Here is an 18754-nt window from a genome sequence, read left to right on the forward strand (position 1 = left end):
TTCTGGTTCAGCAGATGACGCAGGTTTCTTGATGTCAAATGCTGACAGCGTTGTGATTGTACCTGGTTATGGTATGGCGCAAGGTCGTGCACAGAATGCAGTTAAAGAATTGTGTGAAATCTTAAAAGAGCAGGGCGTAAAAGTTCGCTTCGCGATTCACCCAGTGGCTGGTCGTATGCCGGGTCACATGAACGTATTGTTAGCAGAAGCAGATGTTGCGTATGAAGACATCTTAGAAATGGATGAGATCAACTCAGATTTCCCTGCAACAGATGTTGTACTGGTAATTGGTGCAAACGACGTGGTTAACCCTGCGGCGAAAGATGATCCGACATCTCCAATCTACGGCATGCCAATTCTTGAAGCACATAAAGCACGTACCATCATGGTGATCAAACGTTCTATGGCAACAGGTTATGCGGGCTTAGACAATGACTTGTTCTACAATGAAAAAACCATGATGATTTTCGGTGATGCGAAAAAAGTGGTTGAAGATATGACCAAAGCAATTAATGGTGGTGGACACTAATCCTCCTCCTGGATTGTATAAAGACCACCTTCGGGTGGTTTTTTTGTTTTAGGGCTAAAGCTCTTTAGTTACAAAAAAACCTCACAAAGACACATTTTGTATAAGAGATCAGCATGCTGATTTGTATTTAGGTATTTAAATTGAGAATTATTATTCTCAATTTGGCTAAACCCTATTATGGACTTGCACCCGTTATCTCGCACGGAAAAACAGAACAAAAGAAAACAACTTATTATTGATAAAGCTATAGAGTTAACTGTAGCACATGGTTTAGATCAACTTTCAATTGCAGACATTGCAAAGGCCAGTGGATTAGGTCCCGGACAAATTTATCGCTGTTTTCAAGATAAAGATGAAATCATAGAAAATATGATTTTGAGTATTACGGACAAGCGCATTTGCACTCCTGGCTTTCACCGACACGATGTACATATAAAGGCTCAGGAGCTTGCCAGTGGGCATCCTAATAATATGAGTTCTGAAGAATTATCTTTGTTATATGAAGTTCTCAATATTAGTGGCAATAATAAAATAATCGAAACTATTGAAAAATCAGAAAAAAAAATGCAGGAGCAAGGTTTGTATATTTTAAAAGAATATTACAAAACCGCGTCTCCACAAGAAATAAGAGCAATTGCTGAGGTGGTTGCCACGTTAACGGAGGGCGTCATTTTGAGAACGGCGAAAGGGTATTCGCAAGATGTTGATCAGGCTATTTTACAGCGTATTTATGAAACGATGTTAACAGCAATGGATTCCTTATTTGGTGAAGTGAAAGAGAAAGAAAATAATATTCAATAAATACAATATTTTATTTCTTAAATTTAATGTGGTGGGTTCAGTCTTTTTTCAAATCTAGGTGTGCGTGTGCAATGAAAAAATCGGTAGTATTCAAAAAGGCTTTTCTGACAGGAATGATTTTATGCTGTCTTGGTCTTACCTTATCTGCTTGTGATCAAGAGCAGGTCGCTCCACAAAAGTCTGTAACTGAAGTAGAGGTGATGACGATCCAACCTCAGTCTATGGACATGAAACAAACCTTGGCTGGTCGGACAACGGCTTATTTGACCTCAGATGTCAGGCCTCAAGTGAGTGGTATTATTGAAAAGCGGCTTTTTAAGGAAGGAGATTATGTACAAGCTGGTCAGGTATTGTATCAGCTCGATTCTAAACTGTATCAAGCAGCACATGAAAGTGCGCGTGGTGATTTAGTTGAAGCTGAGGCGAGTTTGCTTGCCGCAAAGCCCAAAGCGCAACGTTATAAAAACCTTCTCGCAATTGAAGCGGTTAGTCAGCAAGATGCCCTTGATGCTCAAGCAACTTTAAAAGAACAAGAAGCAGCCGTTATTTCTGCAAAAGCGGCGTTAAATACAGCCAAAATTAATTTGGGCTATACCTCAATACGTGCCCCGATCTCAGGACGGATTGCCACGTCTACATATACTCCTGGTGCACTGGTGACGGCTGAGCAAACGACCGCATTGACAACGATCCAACAATTAAACCCAATTTATGTTGATATCACGCTATCGAGCACTGAATTGCTTAATCTGAGAAAGCAAATTGATAAGGGAACATTGAATGCCCCTAATGGTAAGGTGCCTGTCAGTATTATTATGGAAGATGGTTCGACTTATGAACATACGGGGACGCTCGAATTTATTGGAACGTCCGTTGATACTGGAACGGGTACGGTAAATTTAAGAGCTATTGTTCCAAATCCTAAATATCTATTGCTTCCAGGTGCTTATGTTAAGGCAGAGCTACCATTAGCAGTTAATCATCAGGCTATTCTGATTCCACAAAAGGCAGTGACCCGAAATCATAAGGGAGATCCTGTTGTGAAGTTGGTCGGTGCAGACAATAAGGTGGTTGAACGTACCGTCGAAACCTCGGATGCACAAGGCAACCAGTGGGTGGTGACCTCTGGTCTAAAAGCTGGGGAGAAGTTGATTGTTGAAGGTGTGAGTACTGTTTCTTCGGGGAATACCGTGAAAGTGGTACAGCAAGCAACTGCAAGTAATTCAGTGACCTCAGATCAAAAATAGGATGAACAATGGCTCGTTTCTTTATTAACAGACCTATTTTTGCATGGGTCATTGCAATTGTGATCACCTTGGCGGGTGCACTTTCTATATATACTTTACCTATTGAGCAATATCCTGACATTGCTCCTCCAACAGTCAGTATCAGTGCTACTTATACAGGTGCTTCAGCTGAAACGACAGAAAACTCAGTGACGCAAGTGATTGAGCAAAGTATGACGGGGTTGGATAATTTACTGTATATGTCATCAAGTAGTTCATCCTCAGGGAGCTCTTCGGTAACCTTAACGTTTGCTTCAGGGACAGACCCAGATACGGCACAAGTTCAAGTCCAGAATAAGTTGAAGCAAGCGGAATCCTCTTTGCCAGAATCCGTGCAGGACAATGGTCTGACGGTGACCAAGTCTTCAGGTAGTATCTTTATGGTGCTGAGTTTTATCTCAGAAGATGGCAGTATGAATGGTACGGACTTGGCAGATTACATGGTGTCTAGTGTAAAAGACCAAGTGAGTCGAGTCAGTGGTGTTGGTAATGTTCAAGTGATGGGTTCGCAGTATTCCATGCGAATCTGGCTAAATCCAGAAAAACTCAAAACCTATTCTTTAGTACCCAGTGATATTGTAACGGCTATTCAAGCACAAAACAGCGATGTTGCGGCAGGTTCTCTTGGCGCTTTACCTGCTGTAAATGGGCAGGAACTGAGTGCCACGGTAACAGCACGTAGTCGCTTAAAAACAGTGGATCAGTTTAAAAATATTATTTTAAAGTCAGATGAAAGTGGAGCGGAGGTTCGGCTGTCTGATGTGGCAAATGTTGAACTCGGCAGTGAAGACTACGCGGCCTTGAGTAAGTTCAATGGTAAGAATGCAGCAGGCATGGGGATTGAGCTTGCAGCTGGTGCAAATGCTTTAGATGTTTCAAATGCGGTAGAAGCAAAATTACAAGAGCTCAAAGCGTTCTTTCCTACGGGTGTGAACTATAAGGTTGCCTATAGCACAGCACCCTTTGTCAAAATTTCGATAGAAGAAGTAGTGAAGACCTTATTTGAAGCAATTGCGCTGGTCATCATTATTATGTATCTGTTTTTGCAAAACTGGCGTATTACTTTAATTCCTGCAGTTGCCGTTCCTGTTGTGCTCATGGGGACCTTTGGCGTGTTGTCTATTTTGGGTTATTCCATTAATACCTTATCAATGTTTGCCATGGTGTTGGCGATTGGTCTTTTGGTGGACGACGCGATTGTTGTGGTGGAAAACGTTGAACGGATCATGCAAGAGGAGGGATTATCACCTAAGGCGGCTGCTGAAAAATCAATGGGGCAAATTACAGGTGCGCTTATTGGTATTGCTTTAGTACTGACGGCGGTATTTATTCCGATGGCATTCTTTAGTGGTTCTACAGGAGCCATTTATCGCCAGTTCTCTATTACGATTGCCTCTGCGATGATTCTCTCGGTGATTGTTGCAATGACGATTACCCCCGCATTATGTGCAACCTTGTTGAAGCCAATTCATCAAAATGGAACTGAGAAAAAAACAGGCGTGCTTTCTCGATTTTTTCAGTGGTTTAACCAGACATTTAATACCAATACCGAGCGCTATAACCGTGGTGTGAAATGGATACTTGCTCATAAACGTCTAGGTCTGGTGGCTTATTTACTCATTATTGTTTCTATTGCGGGGCTGTTTTGGAAACTTCCAACAGCATTTTTACCTGAAGAAGATCAGGGCATGTTGATGGTGTCAATCAAACTACCATCAGGTGCGACGCAACAACAAACTGTGCGTGTTATGGATCAAGTTGCTGACTATGTAGAAAAGCAACCTGAAGTGGAATCGGTGATGAGTGTTGCTGGTTTTAGTACTGGAGGTAGTGGTCAGAACTCAGGAATGGGATTCATCAAGTTAAAAGATTGGTCTGAACGTTCTACCGATGCTACAAGTGTTGGGAATCGTATTACCAAAGATATGGCTTCTAAGTTTAAAGATGCGCAGATTTTTGCCATGGCACCCTCTGGGATTCCGGGTTTGGGACAAGGCTCAGGTTTCACCATGGAGCTGACAGATTTGGGTGGAGCTGGGCATGATGCATTGGTTTCGGCCCGTGATCAGCTTCTAAAACTCGCTCAGCAAAATGAAAAGCTTACGGCTGTTCGCTATGGCAGCTTAGAAGATGCACCTACATTTGCCTTGAAAATTAATGACTCCAAAGCAGGTGCTTTAAAAGTCAGTCAAAGTGATATTGATGATGTTTTATCAACTGCTTTGGGCAGTAGCTATGTCAATGACTTTGTAAATAATGGGCGTGTTAAAAAGGTTTATGTGCAAGGTGAAGCGTCTGCGCGCATGTTACCTAGCGATATTAATCGTTGGTACGTTCGAAATGATGATAATGATATGGTGCCATTTTCTGCTTTCACTGAAAGTAAATGGAACTTTGCGCCGTCTTCTTTAGCTCGTTTTAATGGTTCTTCCGCAATGGAAATTTCAGGGCAAGCCGCAGAAGGAGTGAGTTCTGGAACGGCGATGGCAGAAATGCAAAACTTAGTCAAACAATTGCCAAATGGTTTTGGCTATGCATGGTCTGGCTTGTCTTATCAAGAACAGCAGTCGGGCAATATGGCACCCCTGCTATATGCTATTTCAATCCTGTTTGTATTCTTGTGTTTAGCGGCTTTATACGAAAGTTGGTCGATTCCTTTTTCTGTTTTACTTGTCGTGCCGATTGGTGTGTTGGGCGCTTTATTATTTACAACGTTGCGAGGCTTATCTAATGACATTTATTTTCAAGTTGGCTTGCTGACAACTATCGGTCTGGCTTCGAAAAATGCGATTTTGATCGTGGAATTTGCTAAAGAGTTAGAAGAAAAAGGTGAAACCTTAATAGCTGCAACCTTACATGCAACCAAAATGCGTCTGCGTCCAATTCTAATGACATCATTTGCGTTCTTACTCGGGGTATTACCTTTGGTGATTAGTACGGGAGCAGGTTCAGGCGGACGCCACTCTCTAGGAACAGGTGTTTTTGGTGGAACACTATTGTCTACGGCACTTGGTATTTTCTTTGTCCCTTTATTCTATGTTCTTATCCGTAGCATTTTTTCCAAAAAGAAAACAGCTGAATTACCACAGGAGCATTCATAATGTTGTTGAACTACAAATATGGCGCGGTGGGGCTGTGTTTTCTGGGAATGACGGGGTGCATGAATCTCAATCCAGAATATAGTCAACCAACATCGCCTGTCGCAACGTCATTTAATAATCAGGCTGTGGGGGGGAGCTCTTCTCAACCAGTTGCAGATATACAGTGGCGCACTATTTTTCTTGATACTCGCTTACAAAAAGTCATTGCGATGTCTTTAGATAATAATCGTGACTTGCGTATGGCGATGTTGAATATTGATAAAGCTAGAGCACAATATCGCATTCAGAAAGCAGACTTATATCCAAGTGTAAGTGCATCTGTATCTCAATCTGCATCTAAAGCACAATCCTCATCGGGGCAAAGCCAAATCAGTCGCTCTAGTGAGTTTTCTGTAGGATTTACCAGTTGGGAGCTTGATTTGTTTGGTCGTATTCGAAGTCTGAATACTGAGTCTTTAGAAAGCTATTTTGCAACCGCTGAAACACAACGCAGTTCGCGTATGAGCTTGGTTGCAGAGGTTGCCAGTGATTGGTTGACGATCGCAGCTTATCAGCAACAATTGCGCATTGCAGAAAGCACGTTGGCCAGTCAGGAAAAAACACTCAAACTCACTTATGCCAAATATAAAGAAGGTATATCTTCTGCCCTAGACTATGAGGAAATTAAAACCAGTGTCGATAGTGCCAAGGCTGATATTGCCAGTTACAAGAAGGCTTTGGCTCAAGCGCAGAATGCATTGAACTTAATCGTAGGCACTGCTGTACCAGCTGAGTTTCTTCCCTCAAATGATATAGATTTGCAATCCATACGTCTGGCTCCAATTGCTGAAAACTTATCTTCGAGCATGCTGCAAAACCACCCCGATGTTTTATATGTAGAGCATCTCTTAAAGGGAGCAAATGCTGACATCGGAGCCGCAAGAGCAGCTTTCTTCCCAACCATTTCATTAACCACCACGGCTGGGCGAAGCAGTAGCGATTTAGAAAAGCTGTTTAGTGCTGGAACTGGTACATGGTCGTTTATACCAACGATCTCTGTGCCTATTTTCCAAGGAGGGGAGCTTAAAGCTTCTTTAGATTCAGCCAAAATTCAGAAAAATATCTATATTGCACAATATGAGAAAGCCATTCAAACTGCTTTTTCTGATGTAGCAGATGCTTTGGCTGTGCGTCAGAATATTGAAGCGCAACTTGATGCACAAAAAGACCTAGTCCGTTCCTCGGAACGTAGTTATCGTTTATCTACTGCCCGGTACAAAGAAGGTTTGGATAGCTATTTGACGGCCCTGACTGCGCAGCGAACATATTATAGTGCACAGCAAGAACTTGTTACGTTGGTTCTAGAGGAAGCCACCAATCGTGTCACCTTATATAAGGTCTTAGGCGGGGGGGCTGACGCGCAATAAAAAATTGAATGGGCTCGTTGTTTTATAAAAGTGACTCTTTCGGGTCACTTTTTTTATGTGAGAGGTTTGGCGTCTTTCTGAAAAGGGTCTCAAAGCAACATCGTTTTAATATTTGAATGACATTAGCTCGAGTACGCGTGATGTAAGGCAGAATGTATGTGTTTTCTATGCAATAAGAGAAATGGGTTTTAAATTTTAGAAAGATTGTTTATGTGAAAATAAGGTTGAAAAAGGTTGAGTTACTGGAACTTTTGATCAAATAAATGTTTTGAAATATATATAGAAAATTAAGTATATCCCTAGAAATTGGCATATTTGTTGCAATTTTTATTTCGGTTCTTTGGGGGATAATGATGAAAAAACTTCAAATTTTAGCAGGGCTATATTTACTGTGTTCTAGCTCAACCTGGGCAGTTGAACCTGTGGTGAGTGCAGCCAATATACAAGAAATTCGCCTATCTTTAGACAGTGTTTGGGTGGTGCTAGGTGGTATCTTGGTGTTTTTTATGCAAGCGGGTTTTGCACTGATTGAAAGTGGTTCAGTTCGTTCTAAAAATACGATTAATGTACTCATGAAAAACTATATGGATGCATGTTTGGGGGGCTTGGTGTTTTGGTTAATTGGCTTTGGCTTAATGTTTGGGGTAAACCAAACTGGCTGGATCGGAACTTCTCATTTTGCACCCAATGAAATGGATGGATGGCATTGGAATTTATTGTTCTTCCAAATGATGTTTGCTGCAACGGCCACCACTATTGCCAGTGGCGCAATGGCAGAGCGTATTCACTTTGTAGCCTATATTGTCAGTGCGGCCGTAGTGAGCGGTTTGATTTATCCGATCTTTGGGGCATGGGCTTGGGGAAGTTTGTTTGACGGCGAGGGCTGGTTGAAGGCTCTAGGGTTTATCGACTTTGCAGGTTCAACTGTTGTGCACTCGATTGGTGGATGGGTGGCTCTGGCGGGTATTATTGTGCTTGGGCCACGACTCGGACGTTTTGGTCGCAATGGGCAAGTTCACTATTTGGCTGGACATAATTTACCGCTGGTGGCACTAGGTGGTTTTATTTTATGGCTAGCATGGTTTGGTTTTAATGCTGCTTCTACCGTTAAAGCTGAAGTGAGTATTGGACGTATAGCCCTAAACACGCATTTAGCGGCGTGTGCTTCGGCCGTTGCCTACATGGCCTATACCCTGATTCGAGGTAAAGCGATTTTAATGCGAGGCACGATTAATGCGTCTTTAGGTGGGTTGGTTGCAATCACCGCAGGCTGTGCAACCATGAGTCCACTTTTTGCAGTGATGAGTGGAGCCTTTGCTGGAATTCTGGTCAGTATTTTACCTGTATTGATGGAAAAACTTCGTTTGGATGATGTGGTTGATGCTGTGACTGTGCATGGCTTTTGTGGTGCGTGGGGGACGTTGGCAGCAGGGCTGTTTTTTGAAGGGCGAATGTTTAATTCAGAAATAATTGCAGTACAAATTTTAGGTATTATGGCTGCATTTATTTGGGGATTTGGTGTGGCTTTTATTGTGTTCAAAGTCTTGGATAAAGTGTTGGGTGGTCTACGTGTAAGTAAACAACATGAACAACGTGGTTTAGACTATACCGAACATGCCGAACTGTCCTATCCGGAGTTTCAGCATGATGTGACTTTTGAAACAGATGATATGACTAAACGTCATTAAATGAAGAGGATAGCTCATGTCGACTGAAACATTAAGTATTTTGCAAAAACGTCAAGCGATTGAACGAGGCCTCAGTCAATACTTACCGGGGACACTTTTGGAGCAAGTGTTGAATCACTGGGAAGCCAAATATGGTGACCAACCATCCTTTGTTTTAAATCGTTTTTTGAGTGAAATTTGCACTACCGAAGAATTGCGTTATCACCGCAAAGATATGCTCAGAAATGTCTTAGCAGAGATGGCACAAGTTGAAAAACAAGTATTACTCAAGCCTACAGCCCAAGAGCTCCGAGCAGAACAGACGCAAGAGCAATTATTGGATGCTTTCATCTTTTTTATGCAAGGTATTTGTCAGTCGGTAAAAGATGTTGATATGCAGGATTTTGAAAGTGAAGTAAAGGTGGAGTTGGAAGCATTATCTATTTTGATGTCTGCAAACCAAAGGTTGGATGATCGGATGCTTCTAAATACTTTACTGATGGCTCAGTATGCTCAGATGTTGACAGCCTGCTATGAAAAGTACTGTGAATTTTACGGCCCTGCAAAAGCTGATCAGGTTTATGCCAGTATCAAGAGACAGGTTAAAACACAGTATCCGTCAGTGGATTTGCATTGGCTCATTTAGAAAATATAGCGTATAAAAAAGCGACCTTTAGGTCGCTTTTTTTGATTAGGCTACAGTTTCTTCTGGGGCTGCACGCCATAGGCTTTCGAGGTCGTAGAAACGACGTGCTGTTGGCAACATCACATGCACAACAACAAAGCCAAGATCAATCAAGATCCATTCAGCATCACGTTCGCCTTCGACACCGAGAGGGCGGAAGCCTGCTTTACGTGCTTCTTCAGCAACGTTATCAGCAAGTGCTTTAATGTGACGCGTAGATGTACCACTTGCAATTACAATTGCATCAGCAACATTACTGATTGAGCTGACATCAAGCGCTAAAATATCTTTTGCTTTTACATCTTCAAGGGCTTCGTGTACAACTTTTAAGCAAGCTTGTACGTCGGCAGCTTGTGTATTCATTGCGAGATCGTGAGAATTAGAAGCGCTGGGCGATGGTTCTAAATTCATAAAGGGAATTTTTCCGGACAATAACTCACCTTATAGTATAGAGTTTTTGGCCGAAAAATTCAAATCTGACAAGGCTTAGCTTTGAGGATGCGTGGCAAAGTATTTTGCCTTCCATGCAAAGGACTGAGTTGAAACAGTTTTTGGTCGATATTCAGCCGCAAGAAAACCATCATAGTTGCTGTGTTGTAACCATTCAAAAATATTTGCATACATTATTTGTGCAGTGTCTGGTTCGTGCCGGCCCGGACAGTCAGCAAACTGGATATGTCCAATATCTTGAATATTTTCTTGTAAGCCTTGAAGGACATCCTCACCCATCATTGCCATGTGATAGCAGTCGTATTGCATTTTAAGTGCAGGGTGTTTTACGGCTTCTAACATTTCTTGTGCTTGGGCAATATTTTGTACTAAAAAGCGTGGCATATCGGTGCCGTTGATCATTTCAAAGACAGGTTGAATTTGATGTTCGGTGAACATGTGGCAGGCTAACTTTAAGTTTTTAGCCAAGGTGTTTAAACAAGGCAGGAGGTCAGCGTCCAATGGCTGTTTGCCTGCAAGGATATTCACGCTTGGTACTTTGAGTGCGCTGGCATATTGCACAGCCAACTGTAGGGCCCGATGAAACTCCAGTTCTTTGCCAGGGACACCTGCTAGACCATTACCACCTGTCATGAGGTCTCCCGCGGGAACATTAATCAAGCAGAGGCTTAAGTCATGTAGTGTTAGCTGAGTTTGAACTTGTTCAATGCTCAGTTCATAGGGAAATTGGATCTCAACATGTTTAAAGCCTGCGGCTTGAGCTAAAGCAAAACGCTCAAGCAGCGGTACTTCGGTAAAAATCATGGATAAATTTACAGCAAGTTTGGTCATGATTTTCTCCTTTTGTTATTTGGCTTTCTGTTCTACTTGTAATATGACCGAGGCAAGGTCAGTTTCAGCATAGCCTTGTTGTTGATGTGCTTGCAATTGCTGAAGTGCTCGTGCTGCAACGGGGATATCGAGTTGATGGTGGGCTGCGAGTTGCACAGCATTGTTTAAATCTTTAGAGAGGGTTTGTACTTTCCATTGTACGGGTTCAAATTGGTGTGTGGCCATACGTGGGCTTAAAATTTGAAAGGGTTTAGAATCTGCAAAACCACCTGCCAGTGCAGGTGCAAGTAGACGAGTATCTACGCCAGCTTTAGCAGCTAAAGCCACCGCTTCAGCAATCAAGGTGCTATTGGCAGCCACAATCAGTTGATTGCAAATTTTAGTGGCCTGTCCTGTGCCTGTAGCGCCCATGCAAGTAACGCGCTGCGACAGAATATTATAAATTAAAGACAAGTCCTGAATGGTTTGAACATCACCGCCAGCAAAAATCACCAACGTTCCTTGCTCTGCACCTACAGTTCCTCCAGACACAGGCGAATCAATCCATTGCACCTGTTTGTGTTCAGCACGTGCAGCAAGTTTAATCGTTTGCTCAACCGAAAGACTGGAAAAGTCGACAAGTACTTGATTGGCAGTCAAAAACGGTTCTATTTGTTCGTAAACATTTTCAACCGCTTTGTCGTCAGCTAAACAGGTGAGGATAACGGGATAGAGGGCTATGTCTTGCAGGGCTAAGTCTGTTGCTCCCAAGTCAATGAGTGCATCCTTGGCATTTGGAGTGCGGTTCCAGACCGCGACTTCGAAACCTGCTTGAATTAATCGGGTCGCCATTCGGCTTCCCATGAGTCCCATACCAAGAAATGCAATTTTAGTGTGTCGATCGAAACTCATGGGACTCTCTTCTAAACTGAATGCGGTTAAATGCTGTTATTTGTACTGGCGTGGTACAAATTGGACATCGGGTTGTTTGTCTTTTTTGCGCGCGATTTGGCTGTTTTTACCTAACAGTAATTTGAGTTGCCAAATTTTTTCCATGCGCAAAGATTTTTTTGGTTCATGTTGCATGGCATCAAGTACGTATTTAGAGGCCATGAGCGCATCAGGTGAACGCTGTAGCATTTCTTCTGCAATAGACTGTGCTTTTGCAAGAGGGGATTCATCTAAGTGTGTGACTAAACCGACTTCTTTGGCATATTGAGCATCAAAAATACGTGCTGTAAGCGTGAGTTCTTTCGCAAGATCGAGTCCCACTAAGCCTTTTAAAGAGCGAGTAAGCCCCATATCTGGCACAAGTCCCCAACGACTTTCCATAATCGACATTTTAGTTGCAGGGTGAGCGACACGAATGTCAGCAGCCAAAGCCAATTGCATGCCTGCACCAAAACAAAATCCTTCAATTGCTGCGATCACAGGAACGGGCAGTTCTTGCCAAATAAGAAACGCTTTTTGAAATAGACTTTGCCCAGGTTTAATCAGTTCCCATGCGGCATAGGCGCGATTTTTGGGATTGTTTAAATCAGCAAGGTCAATACCAGCACTAAATACTTGCGCTTCACCAGTCAGAATCACACAGCGAATGCTCCGATCTTTTTTGATTTTTTCAGCGGTTTGCACCAGTTCGCGCAATAAAGCGAAGCTCATGGCATTACGCTTGTCTGGTCGGTTGAGTGAAACAGTCGCGATGCCATTATTTTTTTCAATGCGAAGTAAAGCCATGATGAAAACTCTTATTTTTTGCTTGCATGGAGCATAACATGCGCCTTGTTAGGATACATGACAGTGCAGTCATATCAAAAGATAGACAGTACTGACTTTAGTCGTGTTTCGACCGTTTTTAAGAATTATGTTTGATTAAAATTTGTTGTGCAGCATGTTGCACTTGCTCAATGACAACTTTGAGCTCATTAAAACGTTTTATGGTTTCTTGAATGAACTGTTCATCGGCTTTACGTCGCTCTTTACGCAAGGTCGAAACAAACTGCTCAAATGTGCCGGTTGCTTCTTGCAAGTTCGGTACACCGACATAGCGCGTTGCCCCGTATAGGCGGTGTAGAACGTGTTCAAGTTGCGGAAAGTCTTCCATTTCTATCAACTGTTTCATTTCATTTAGTTCCGTGTCGAAACTATCCATCAACATGCGTAGCAGATCAACAGCAAGATCTTCTTTGTTTGCTGCCAATTGTAAGCTTTGTTGCCAGTCCAGTACTTTCGGATCCAGCGCCTCAATCATGATGGCTTTTTCAACCGCGGAGGTTTTGTTGAAACGTTCTGTAGTCCAGTGAGTCAAAATTTGGATAATTTGATCAATTTGAATTGGTTTAGTGACATAGTCATCCATACCGACTTGCAGGAGTTTTTGCTTTTCATCAGCTAAAGCATGTGCAGTTAGTGCGATAATCGGTAAGCGTTTATTATTTTCTAGAGTTGACTCTAAGGCACGAATAGCGCGTGTAGTATCTACACCTGACATGACAGGCATTTGAATATCCATAAAGATCAAATCAAAAGGCTTGCTGTCCTGTTCAAAGTGTTCTTGTAAAATTTCTAAAGCCTGTTGCCCACTCAAGGCCTTGGTGGTAGTGACATTCAATTCACCCAATAATGCTTCAAGTACAATGAGGTTAGGTAAGTGATCATCGACTGCCAAAATATGTAAACCTTGACCATTGAAAGACTCCATTTCGTTATCTTCAAACAAGGGTTGATTGCTGAGTAGTTGAATCAAGGCACTGCGGCTGAGTGGTTGGTATAAAGGCCGTGCTCGGTAGTCATTCAACATGTTTAGATCAAGTGACATTTGATAGCCGTAAACTGCAAGATTACCATTATAGCGTTGACGGATTTCTTTCAATAAGGCCTCAGTATCTCCGCTATGATCTACAATCAGCCAGGTGTTTTCGACATCTAGAGGCAGTTTATTCAGATGGCTAAACAAATCCAAAATTGAGCTAGATTCAATGTGTTTGACATCATAGTCTTCTAGATAGTGGCGTAAAATATTGGCAGTTGCAGGATGCGCTAAATAAGATACGACTTGAATATTGCTAAATTGAGGATGTTCGATGAATTCATCTTCCTCATTGACCATAAACATGGCTGTAAACCAGAAAGTGGAGCCTTTTTCTGTTGGAGCACGTTCTTGGTTGTCTTCAAAGCCAATTTGGCCTTGCATCAGGTGCACGAGTTGTTTAGAAATCGCTAAGCCCAATCCTGTCCCTCCAAACTGGCGAGTGACAGATGCATCGCCTTGGGAGAAGGATTCAAATAATTTCTTACGGTCGGTACCACTCAAACCAATACCACTGTCTTGTACACTAAAATGTAATAAACACTGTCCAATATCATCTTGTTCAAGTCTTGCGCGCACAATAATTTCACCATCAGGGGTGAACTTAATCGCATTGGAAATTAGGTTGGTCAAAATTTGTTTAAAGCGTAAGGTATCGCCAACCACATGCTTCGGCACATTGTCTGCATAATAAAAAGCCATGTCGATATGCTTTTGTGCTGCGAGTGGGGACAGCATATCCATTACATCAAAAATGGCTTCTTCAAGGTCAAAAGTGGCCGTATCGAGTTCTAGCTTACCTGCATCAATTTTTGAAAAATCTAATACATCATTAATCAGTGCCAATAAGTGTGCAGAAGACTTGCGAATGGTTTGTAAATATAGGTTTTGGTCGTTGCTCAAGTTGTCTTGACGCAACAGCAAATGGATAAAACCGTCAATACTATTTAGTGGGGTGCGCAGTTCGTGGCTAATGTTGGCTAGGAAAACAGATTTAGACTGACTTGCTGAAATGGCTTGGTCACGTGCTTGGCGATAGGTAATGTTTTGCACTTCTAATGTGTCAAGAGTTCGGCGCAAATCGTCTTCTGTCTGCTCAGTGTGTTCCTTTAGTTCTAAAAAACTAAAGTGTAAGCGTTTCACCACATTGGCAATATCGCGCTGCAATAAACGTAATTCACCCGTACTGTTGATGATCATGTGTTGATCAAGGGTGTCGGCATTTAAACGTTGTAACTGCATGCGAATTTCATACATGGGCGCGATCCAACGACGCGAGTAAAAATTCAAACACAATAAAAGCAATAAGAGTGTTAACAAGCCTGTCGCAATCAACACAATCAATACACGATAACGTGCAATTTGTAAGGGTTGATTGTCAACTTCAATCACTAACTGAGCAGGTGAGCCAGCAAATTGGTTGATGGGAAGACCATAGACCGTATTGCCGTTAAAAGACAAGGGGCCAAAAAAATCAGTATTTTTTTTCAGAGCAGGCCACGGCGCTTGGTCTTGATAGCCAATGCTGAGTTTGTTATTGCCTTTGTCATCAATAATTGCGGCACGAATCAGATGTTTTTCATCTAACATCTTTTGCATCAAATAACGTGCATTTTCATATTGCCAAGGGGAGGCATTTACCAAATTGATCGCCGCTTCTGCATCCAGTTGATAGCGCGTTAAAATCGCAATCGCCATTTGTCGCTGCTGGGCTTTGGCGGCATTTGAGGTTTCGGTAATGACCAGTAATGCACCTACACAGGCCAAAATCATAATCGGCACGAAAATAAGTGCAATGAGCTGTCCATAAGCATGGTTTAAGTGCAGACGATTAAATAACTTTTTATTGATATTTGACATGGTGCAAGTGATTTATTCCCTATGCTTTGAAGTGTAGCACGCTTTATAAAAAATCGATGGTGCTTTAATCACTTTCACGAAAAAGCACGCTAAATGGGTGCAGGGACAGGCATTTTTCCATACAATAGGCGCACCTCGATCAAGGTGCAAAGAATGAGTACTACATCCACTGATTTTCAAGCAGACGAATTTTTGTTAGATCACTATGTTGGAAAAACTCCACTGGTGCGTTTACAGCGTTTGGCTAGTCACACTCAAGCAACAGTATTGGCAAAGTTAGAAGGCAACAACCCCGCAGGTTCTGTCAAAGACCGTCCCGCGTATAACATGATTATGCAAGCGGAAAAGCGAGGGCAAATCCAGCCGGGCGATACCTTGATTGAAGCGACCAGTGGAAATACCGGCATTGCACTGGCGATGGTTGCTGCGATGCGTGGCTATCAGATGAAACTGATTATGCCCAACAACATGAGCCAAGAACGTAAAGATGCAATGCGTGCTTATGGCGCGGAACTGATTGAAGTGACCAAAGAACAGGGCATGGAAGGTGCACGTGATTTGGCTTTGCAAATGCAAGAACAAGGCAAAGGGCATGTACTTAACCAGTTTGGTAATCCTGATAATGTTGAAGCACATTATTTAACGACTGGGCCTGAACTTTGGCAGCAAACAGGTGGCAAAATCACTCACTTTGTAAGTTCAATGGGCACTACAGGTACCATTATGGGGGTCTCTAAATATCTCAAAGAGATGAACCCCGACATTCAAATTATTGGTCTACAGCCATCGGATGGTTCAAGTATTGCGGGGATTCGCCGTTGGCCTGAAGAATATTTGCCGACGATTTTTGACCGCAGTCGGATTGATCAGATTATTGATATTCCGCAAATTGAAGCAGAAAAAACCATGCGTAAATTGGCACAAAAAGAAGGCATTAGCGCAGGAACTTCTTCAGGTGGTGCGGTGTGGGCATCAATTAAAATTGCTGAAGAAAACCCTGGTGCTATCATTGCATGCATTATTTGTGACCGTGGTGACCGTTATTTATCGACGGGACTTTTCTCTGTGGTTGATCCTGAATAAAACGAAAATAGAGTCTGATATATGCGCCTACCTGTGCTCACCTTTGATATTGAAACCATGACTGATTTGAGATCTGGGGCGCATTTATATGGTTTGGATTTGCCTGAGGCTGATTTGGAGGCTGCACTGACCAAATTGCGTCGCCAAGAGTCAGGCATGGATTTTCAACGTTTGGCTTTGCATGAAATTGTGTGTATTTCAGGCTTGTGGTTGGATGATCAAGGCCAGATGAAACTCTTTTCTTTTAGTCGCGAACAATACTCTGAAGCAGAAATTCTGAGTAAGTTTTTATCTATATTTGATAAGCGCTTACCAACTTTAGTGAGCTGGAATGGTGCGCAGTTCGACTTACCAGTGATCATGCTTCGTGCCATGTATCATGGTTTAACTGCACCTGCTTTGTTCGATCAGGGCGAAATTGACACACAAAAGCGCTATAATAACTATCAGAACCGTTATCATCAGCGCCACATCGACCTTATGGATGTGATGGCAATGTTTAATGGACGTCATTTCCAAAAACTGGATGATGTTGCACATTTGTTGGGTTATCCCGGCAAACGAGGCGATGGGGCTTATCATGTGCCTGAATATGTTCGGGCGCAGGAATGGCTTAAACTCACTAGTTATTGTGAAGGTGATGTGCTGAATACATGGCTGGTGTATTTGCGTTGGCTCTTGCTCAAAGGGCAGTTGTTGACGCAAGACCATCGTCATTTGATTCACCAAACCATTCAGTTTTTACAAACCCAGCCACAGCATCAAGATTTCTTAACGGTGTGGCGTGAGACCTCGCAACATACAGCTTTTACCGCTGCTGATTTTTCTTCTTCCCATATTTAGGTACACATGAAACATAGAGCCAAACCTCGTCCCACTCAACAGCCGAGTTATATCTTTCAGGTTGAGTCTCTTTCGCATGAAGGGCGTGGTATAGCACACTATGGTTCACATCCTGATCATCCTGTAGAAAAGCATGGCAAAAAAGTCTTTATTAGCTATGCTCTGCCTGGGGAAACCGTGAAAGCGCAGATTACCCACGCGGTAAAGCGTTTAGAGGAAGCCGATGCTGTTCAACTCCTCAGTGAAGCTTCTGCTTTTCGTGTCGAGCCAAAGTGTCTGCATTTTAAAAGCTGTGGTGGCTGTAATATGCAGCACATTCATCCTGATGAGCAAATTCGTTTAAAGCAAAATGTACTGCAATCGCATTTGCAGCATTTTGCAGGTATTCAACCTGAAGAATGGTTGCCACCTTTGCGCTCTTTACGTGAAGACTACCGCCGTAAAGCACGCATTGGCGTGCGCTATATTCCCAATAAAGATAAGTTGGTGGTCGGTTTTCGCGAGCGCCAAACCAATAAACTGACTTCAATTGACCGCTGTTTGGTGTTGGATCAAGCGTTTGGTTCGATCACACGACTGAAGCAGTTACTCCAAAGTCTAACAGCCAAAGCCGCGATTGGTCATATAGAATTAGCGATGGGGGACAGTGATATTGCCCTTACGGTACGACATACTGAAAAATTAAACCCAGAGGATGTCAACCGATTAAAACAATTTGCGTTAGACAAAGGGTGGCAGTTGTATTTACAGGCTGAGGGCCCAGAAAGTTTAAAGCGTGTCGATGATGAACATGCAGCGATGCGTTTACATTATCGTTTAACTGATTTTGATGTGGAATTTGGTTTTAACCCTCAGGACTTTACTCAAGTCAACTCAACCATCAACCCACAAATGGTGAAATTGGCATGTGACTTGCTAGAATTACAACAAGGAGAGCGTGTGCTCGATTTGTTCTGTGGTTTAGGTAATTTCTCTTTGCCTTTGGCTCGATGTGTTGGTGCGATGGGAGAGGTGATTGCGGTTGAAGGTAGTGAGGAGATGGTTCAGCGTGGTGCGGAAAATGCAAAGTACAATGCATTGAGTCAGTTGAAGTTCTTTTCACAAGATTTAACAAAAGATTTTTCGCATCATTCTTGGGCAAATCAAGGATTTGATGCATTATTGATAGATCCTCCACGTGCAGGCGCAGAGGAAATAATGCATTATATGCCTAACTTTGGTGCAAAAAGAATCGTTTACGTGTCGTGTAATCCAGCGACACTCGCAAGGGATGCGGGGCTGTTGGTACAGCAGGGTTATCGGTTGGTTAAAGCTGGTGTGATGGACATGTTTACGCACACTGGTCATGTTGAGTCGATAGCATTGTTTGAAAAAGATAATGAGATAAACGATTAAAGAATATGAAGCGTAAAAATGTAGGAGAT

Annotated in this window: 15 protein-coding genes; 10 read left to right on the top strand and 5 right to left on the bottom strand. The window is 42.6% G+C overall.

Features of this window, described 5'->3' with window-relative positions; all coding sequences use genetic code 11:
- The 7 genes from B4F08_RS09465 to B4F08_RS09495 form a co-directional block, all read left to right on the top strand.
- Positions 1–529 (top strand): NAD(P)(+) transhydrogenase (Re/Si-specific) subunit beta (locus B4F08_RS09465; RefSeq protein ID WP_291374237.1); only part of this gene is annotated, 529 nt, incomplete at its 5' end.
- Between the two features lie 177 nt (positions 530–706).
- The gene (locus tag B4F08_RS09470; protein WP_086209870.1) at positions 707–1330 is read left to right on the top strand and encodes a TetR/AcrR family transcriptional regulator; all 624 of its coding nucleotides are present in this window, start codon (positions 707–709) and stop codon (positions 1328–1330) included.
- A gap of 71 nt (positions 1331–1401) precedes the next feature.
- Complete coding sequence (locus B4F08_RS09475; protein WP_162622342.1) at positions 1402–2577, top strand: efflux RND transporter periplasmic adaptor subunit; 1176 nt, start codon at positions 1402–1404, stop codon at positions 2575–2577.
- 8 nt (positions 2578–2585) lie between these two features.
- Positions 2586–5717: an efflux RND transporter permease subunit gene (locus tag B4F08_RS09480; RefSeq protein WP_291374238.1), complete on the top strand. Its 3132-nt coding sequence runs from the start codon at positions 2586–2588 to the stop codon at positions 5715–5717.
- Positions 5717–7123: an efflux transporter outer membrane subunit gene (locus B4F08_RS09485; RefSeq protein ID WP_291374239.1), complete on the top strand. Its 1407-nt coding sequence runs from the start codon at positions 5717–5719 to the stop codon at positions 7121–7123. The genes B4F08_RS09480 and B4F08_RS09485 overlap by 1 nt, the downstream gene beginning before the upstream one ends.
- A 353-nt stretch (positions 7124–7476) precedes the next feature.
- Positions 7477–8811: an ammonium transporter gene (locus tag B4F08_RS09490; RefSeq protein ID WP_291374240.1), complete on the top strand. Its 1335-nt coding sequence runs from the start codon at positions 7477–7479 to the stop codon at positions 8809–8811.
- 16 nt (positions 8812–8827) lie between these two features.
- Positions 8828–9436, top strand: coding sequence for a hypothetical protein (locus tag B4F08_RS09495; RefSeq protein ID WP_119064902.1), 609 nt, complete (start codon positions 8828–8830; stop codon positions 9434–9436).
- Between the two features lie 45 nt (positions 9437–9481).
- Here the strand turns inward: B4F08_RS09495 and rsfS are convergent, their stop codons facing one another.
- From rsfS to B4F08_RS09520, 5 genes are all read right to left on the bottom strand, one after another.
- Positions 9482–9886, bottom strand: a complete 405-nt coding sequence (gene rsfS, locus B4F08_RS09500) for a ribosome silencing factor (protein ID WP_086209865.1) — start codon at positions 9884–9886, stop codon at positions 9482–9484.
- 75 nt (positions 9887–9961) lie between these two features.
- The gene (locus B4F08_RS09505) at positions 9962–10756 is read right to left on the bottom strand and encodes a hydroxypyruvate isomerase family protein (protein WP_086209864.1); all 795 of its coding nucleotides are present in this window, start codon (positions 10754–10756) and stop codon (positions 9962–9964) included.
- Between the two features lie 15 nt (positions 10757–10771).
- Positions 10772–11647 carry an NAD(P)-dependent oxidoreductase gene (locus B4F08_RS09510; protein ID WP_291374241.1) on the bottom strand — a complete coding sequence of 292 codons (876 nt, stop codon included), beginning with the start codon at positions 11645–11647 and terminating at the stop codon, positions 10772–10774.
- Positions 11648–11683: 36 nt separating this feature from the next.
- The gene (locus B4F08_RS09515) at positions 11684–12472 is read right to left on the bottom strand and encodes a crotonase/enoyl-CoA hydratase family protein (protein ID WP_086209862.1); all 789 of its coding nucleotides are present in this window, start codon (positions 12470–12472) and stop codon (positions 11684–11686) included.
- A gap of 118 nt (positions 12473–12590) precedes the next feature.
- Positions 12591–15404, bottom strand: coding sequence for a GacS-like sensor histidine kinase (locus tag B4F08_RS09520; protein WP_291374242.1), 2814 nt, complete (start codon positions 15402–15404; stop codon positions 12591–12593).
- 153 nt (positions 15405–15557) lie between these two features.
- Here B4F08_RS09520 and cysM point away from each other — a divergent pair, with 153 nt between their 5' ends.
- The 3 genes from cysM to rlmD are packed head-to-tail and all read left to right on the top strand — an operon-like array spanning position 15558 to position 18725.
- Positions 15558–16487 carry a cysteine synthase CysM gene (gene cysM / locus B4F08_RS09525; protein ID WP_291374243.1) on the top strand — a complete coding sequence of 310 codons (930 nt, stop codon included), beginning with the start codon at positions 15558–15560 and terminating at the stop codon, positions 16485–16487.
- A 21-nt stretch (positions 16488–16508) separates the two neighbouring features.
- Positions 16509–17330, top strand: coding sequence for a 3'-5' exonuclease (locus tag B4F08_RS09530; RefSeq protein WP_291374244.1), 822 nt, complete (start codon positions 16509–16511; stop codon positions 17328–17330).
- 6 nt (positions 17331–17336) lie between these two features.
- Positions 17337–18725: a 23S rRNA (uracil(1939)-C(5))-methyltransferase RlmD gene (gene rlmD / locus B4F08_RS09535; protein ID WP_291374245.1), complete on the top strand. Its 1389-nt coding sequence runs from the start codon at positions 17337–17339 to the stop codon at positions 18723–18725.
- Positions 18726–18754 lie beyond the last annotated feature (29 nt).

The organism is Acinetobacter sp. UBA6720 (assembly GCF_002454215.1).
GTDB lineage: Bacteria > Pseudomonadota > Gammaproteobacteria > Pseudomonadales > Moraxellaceae > Acinetobacter.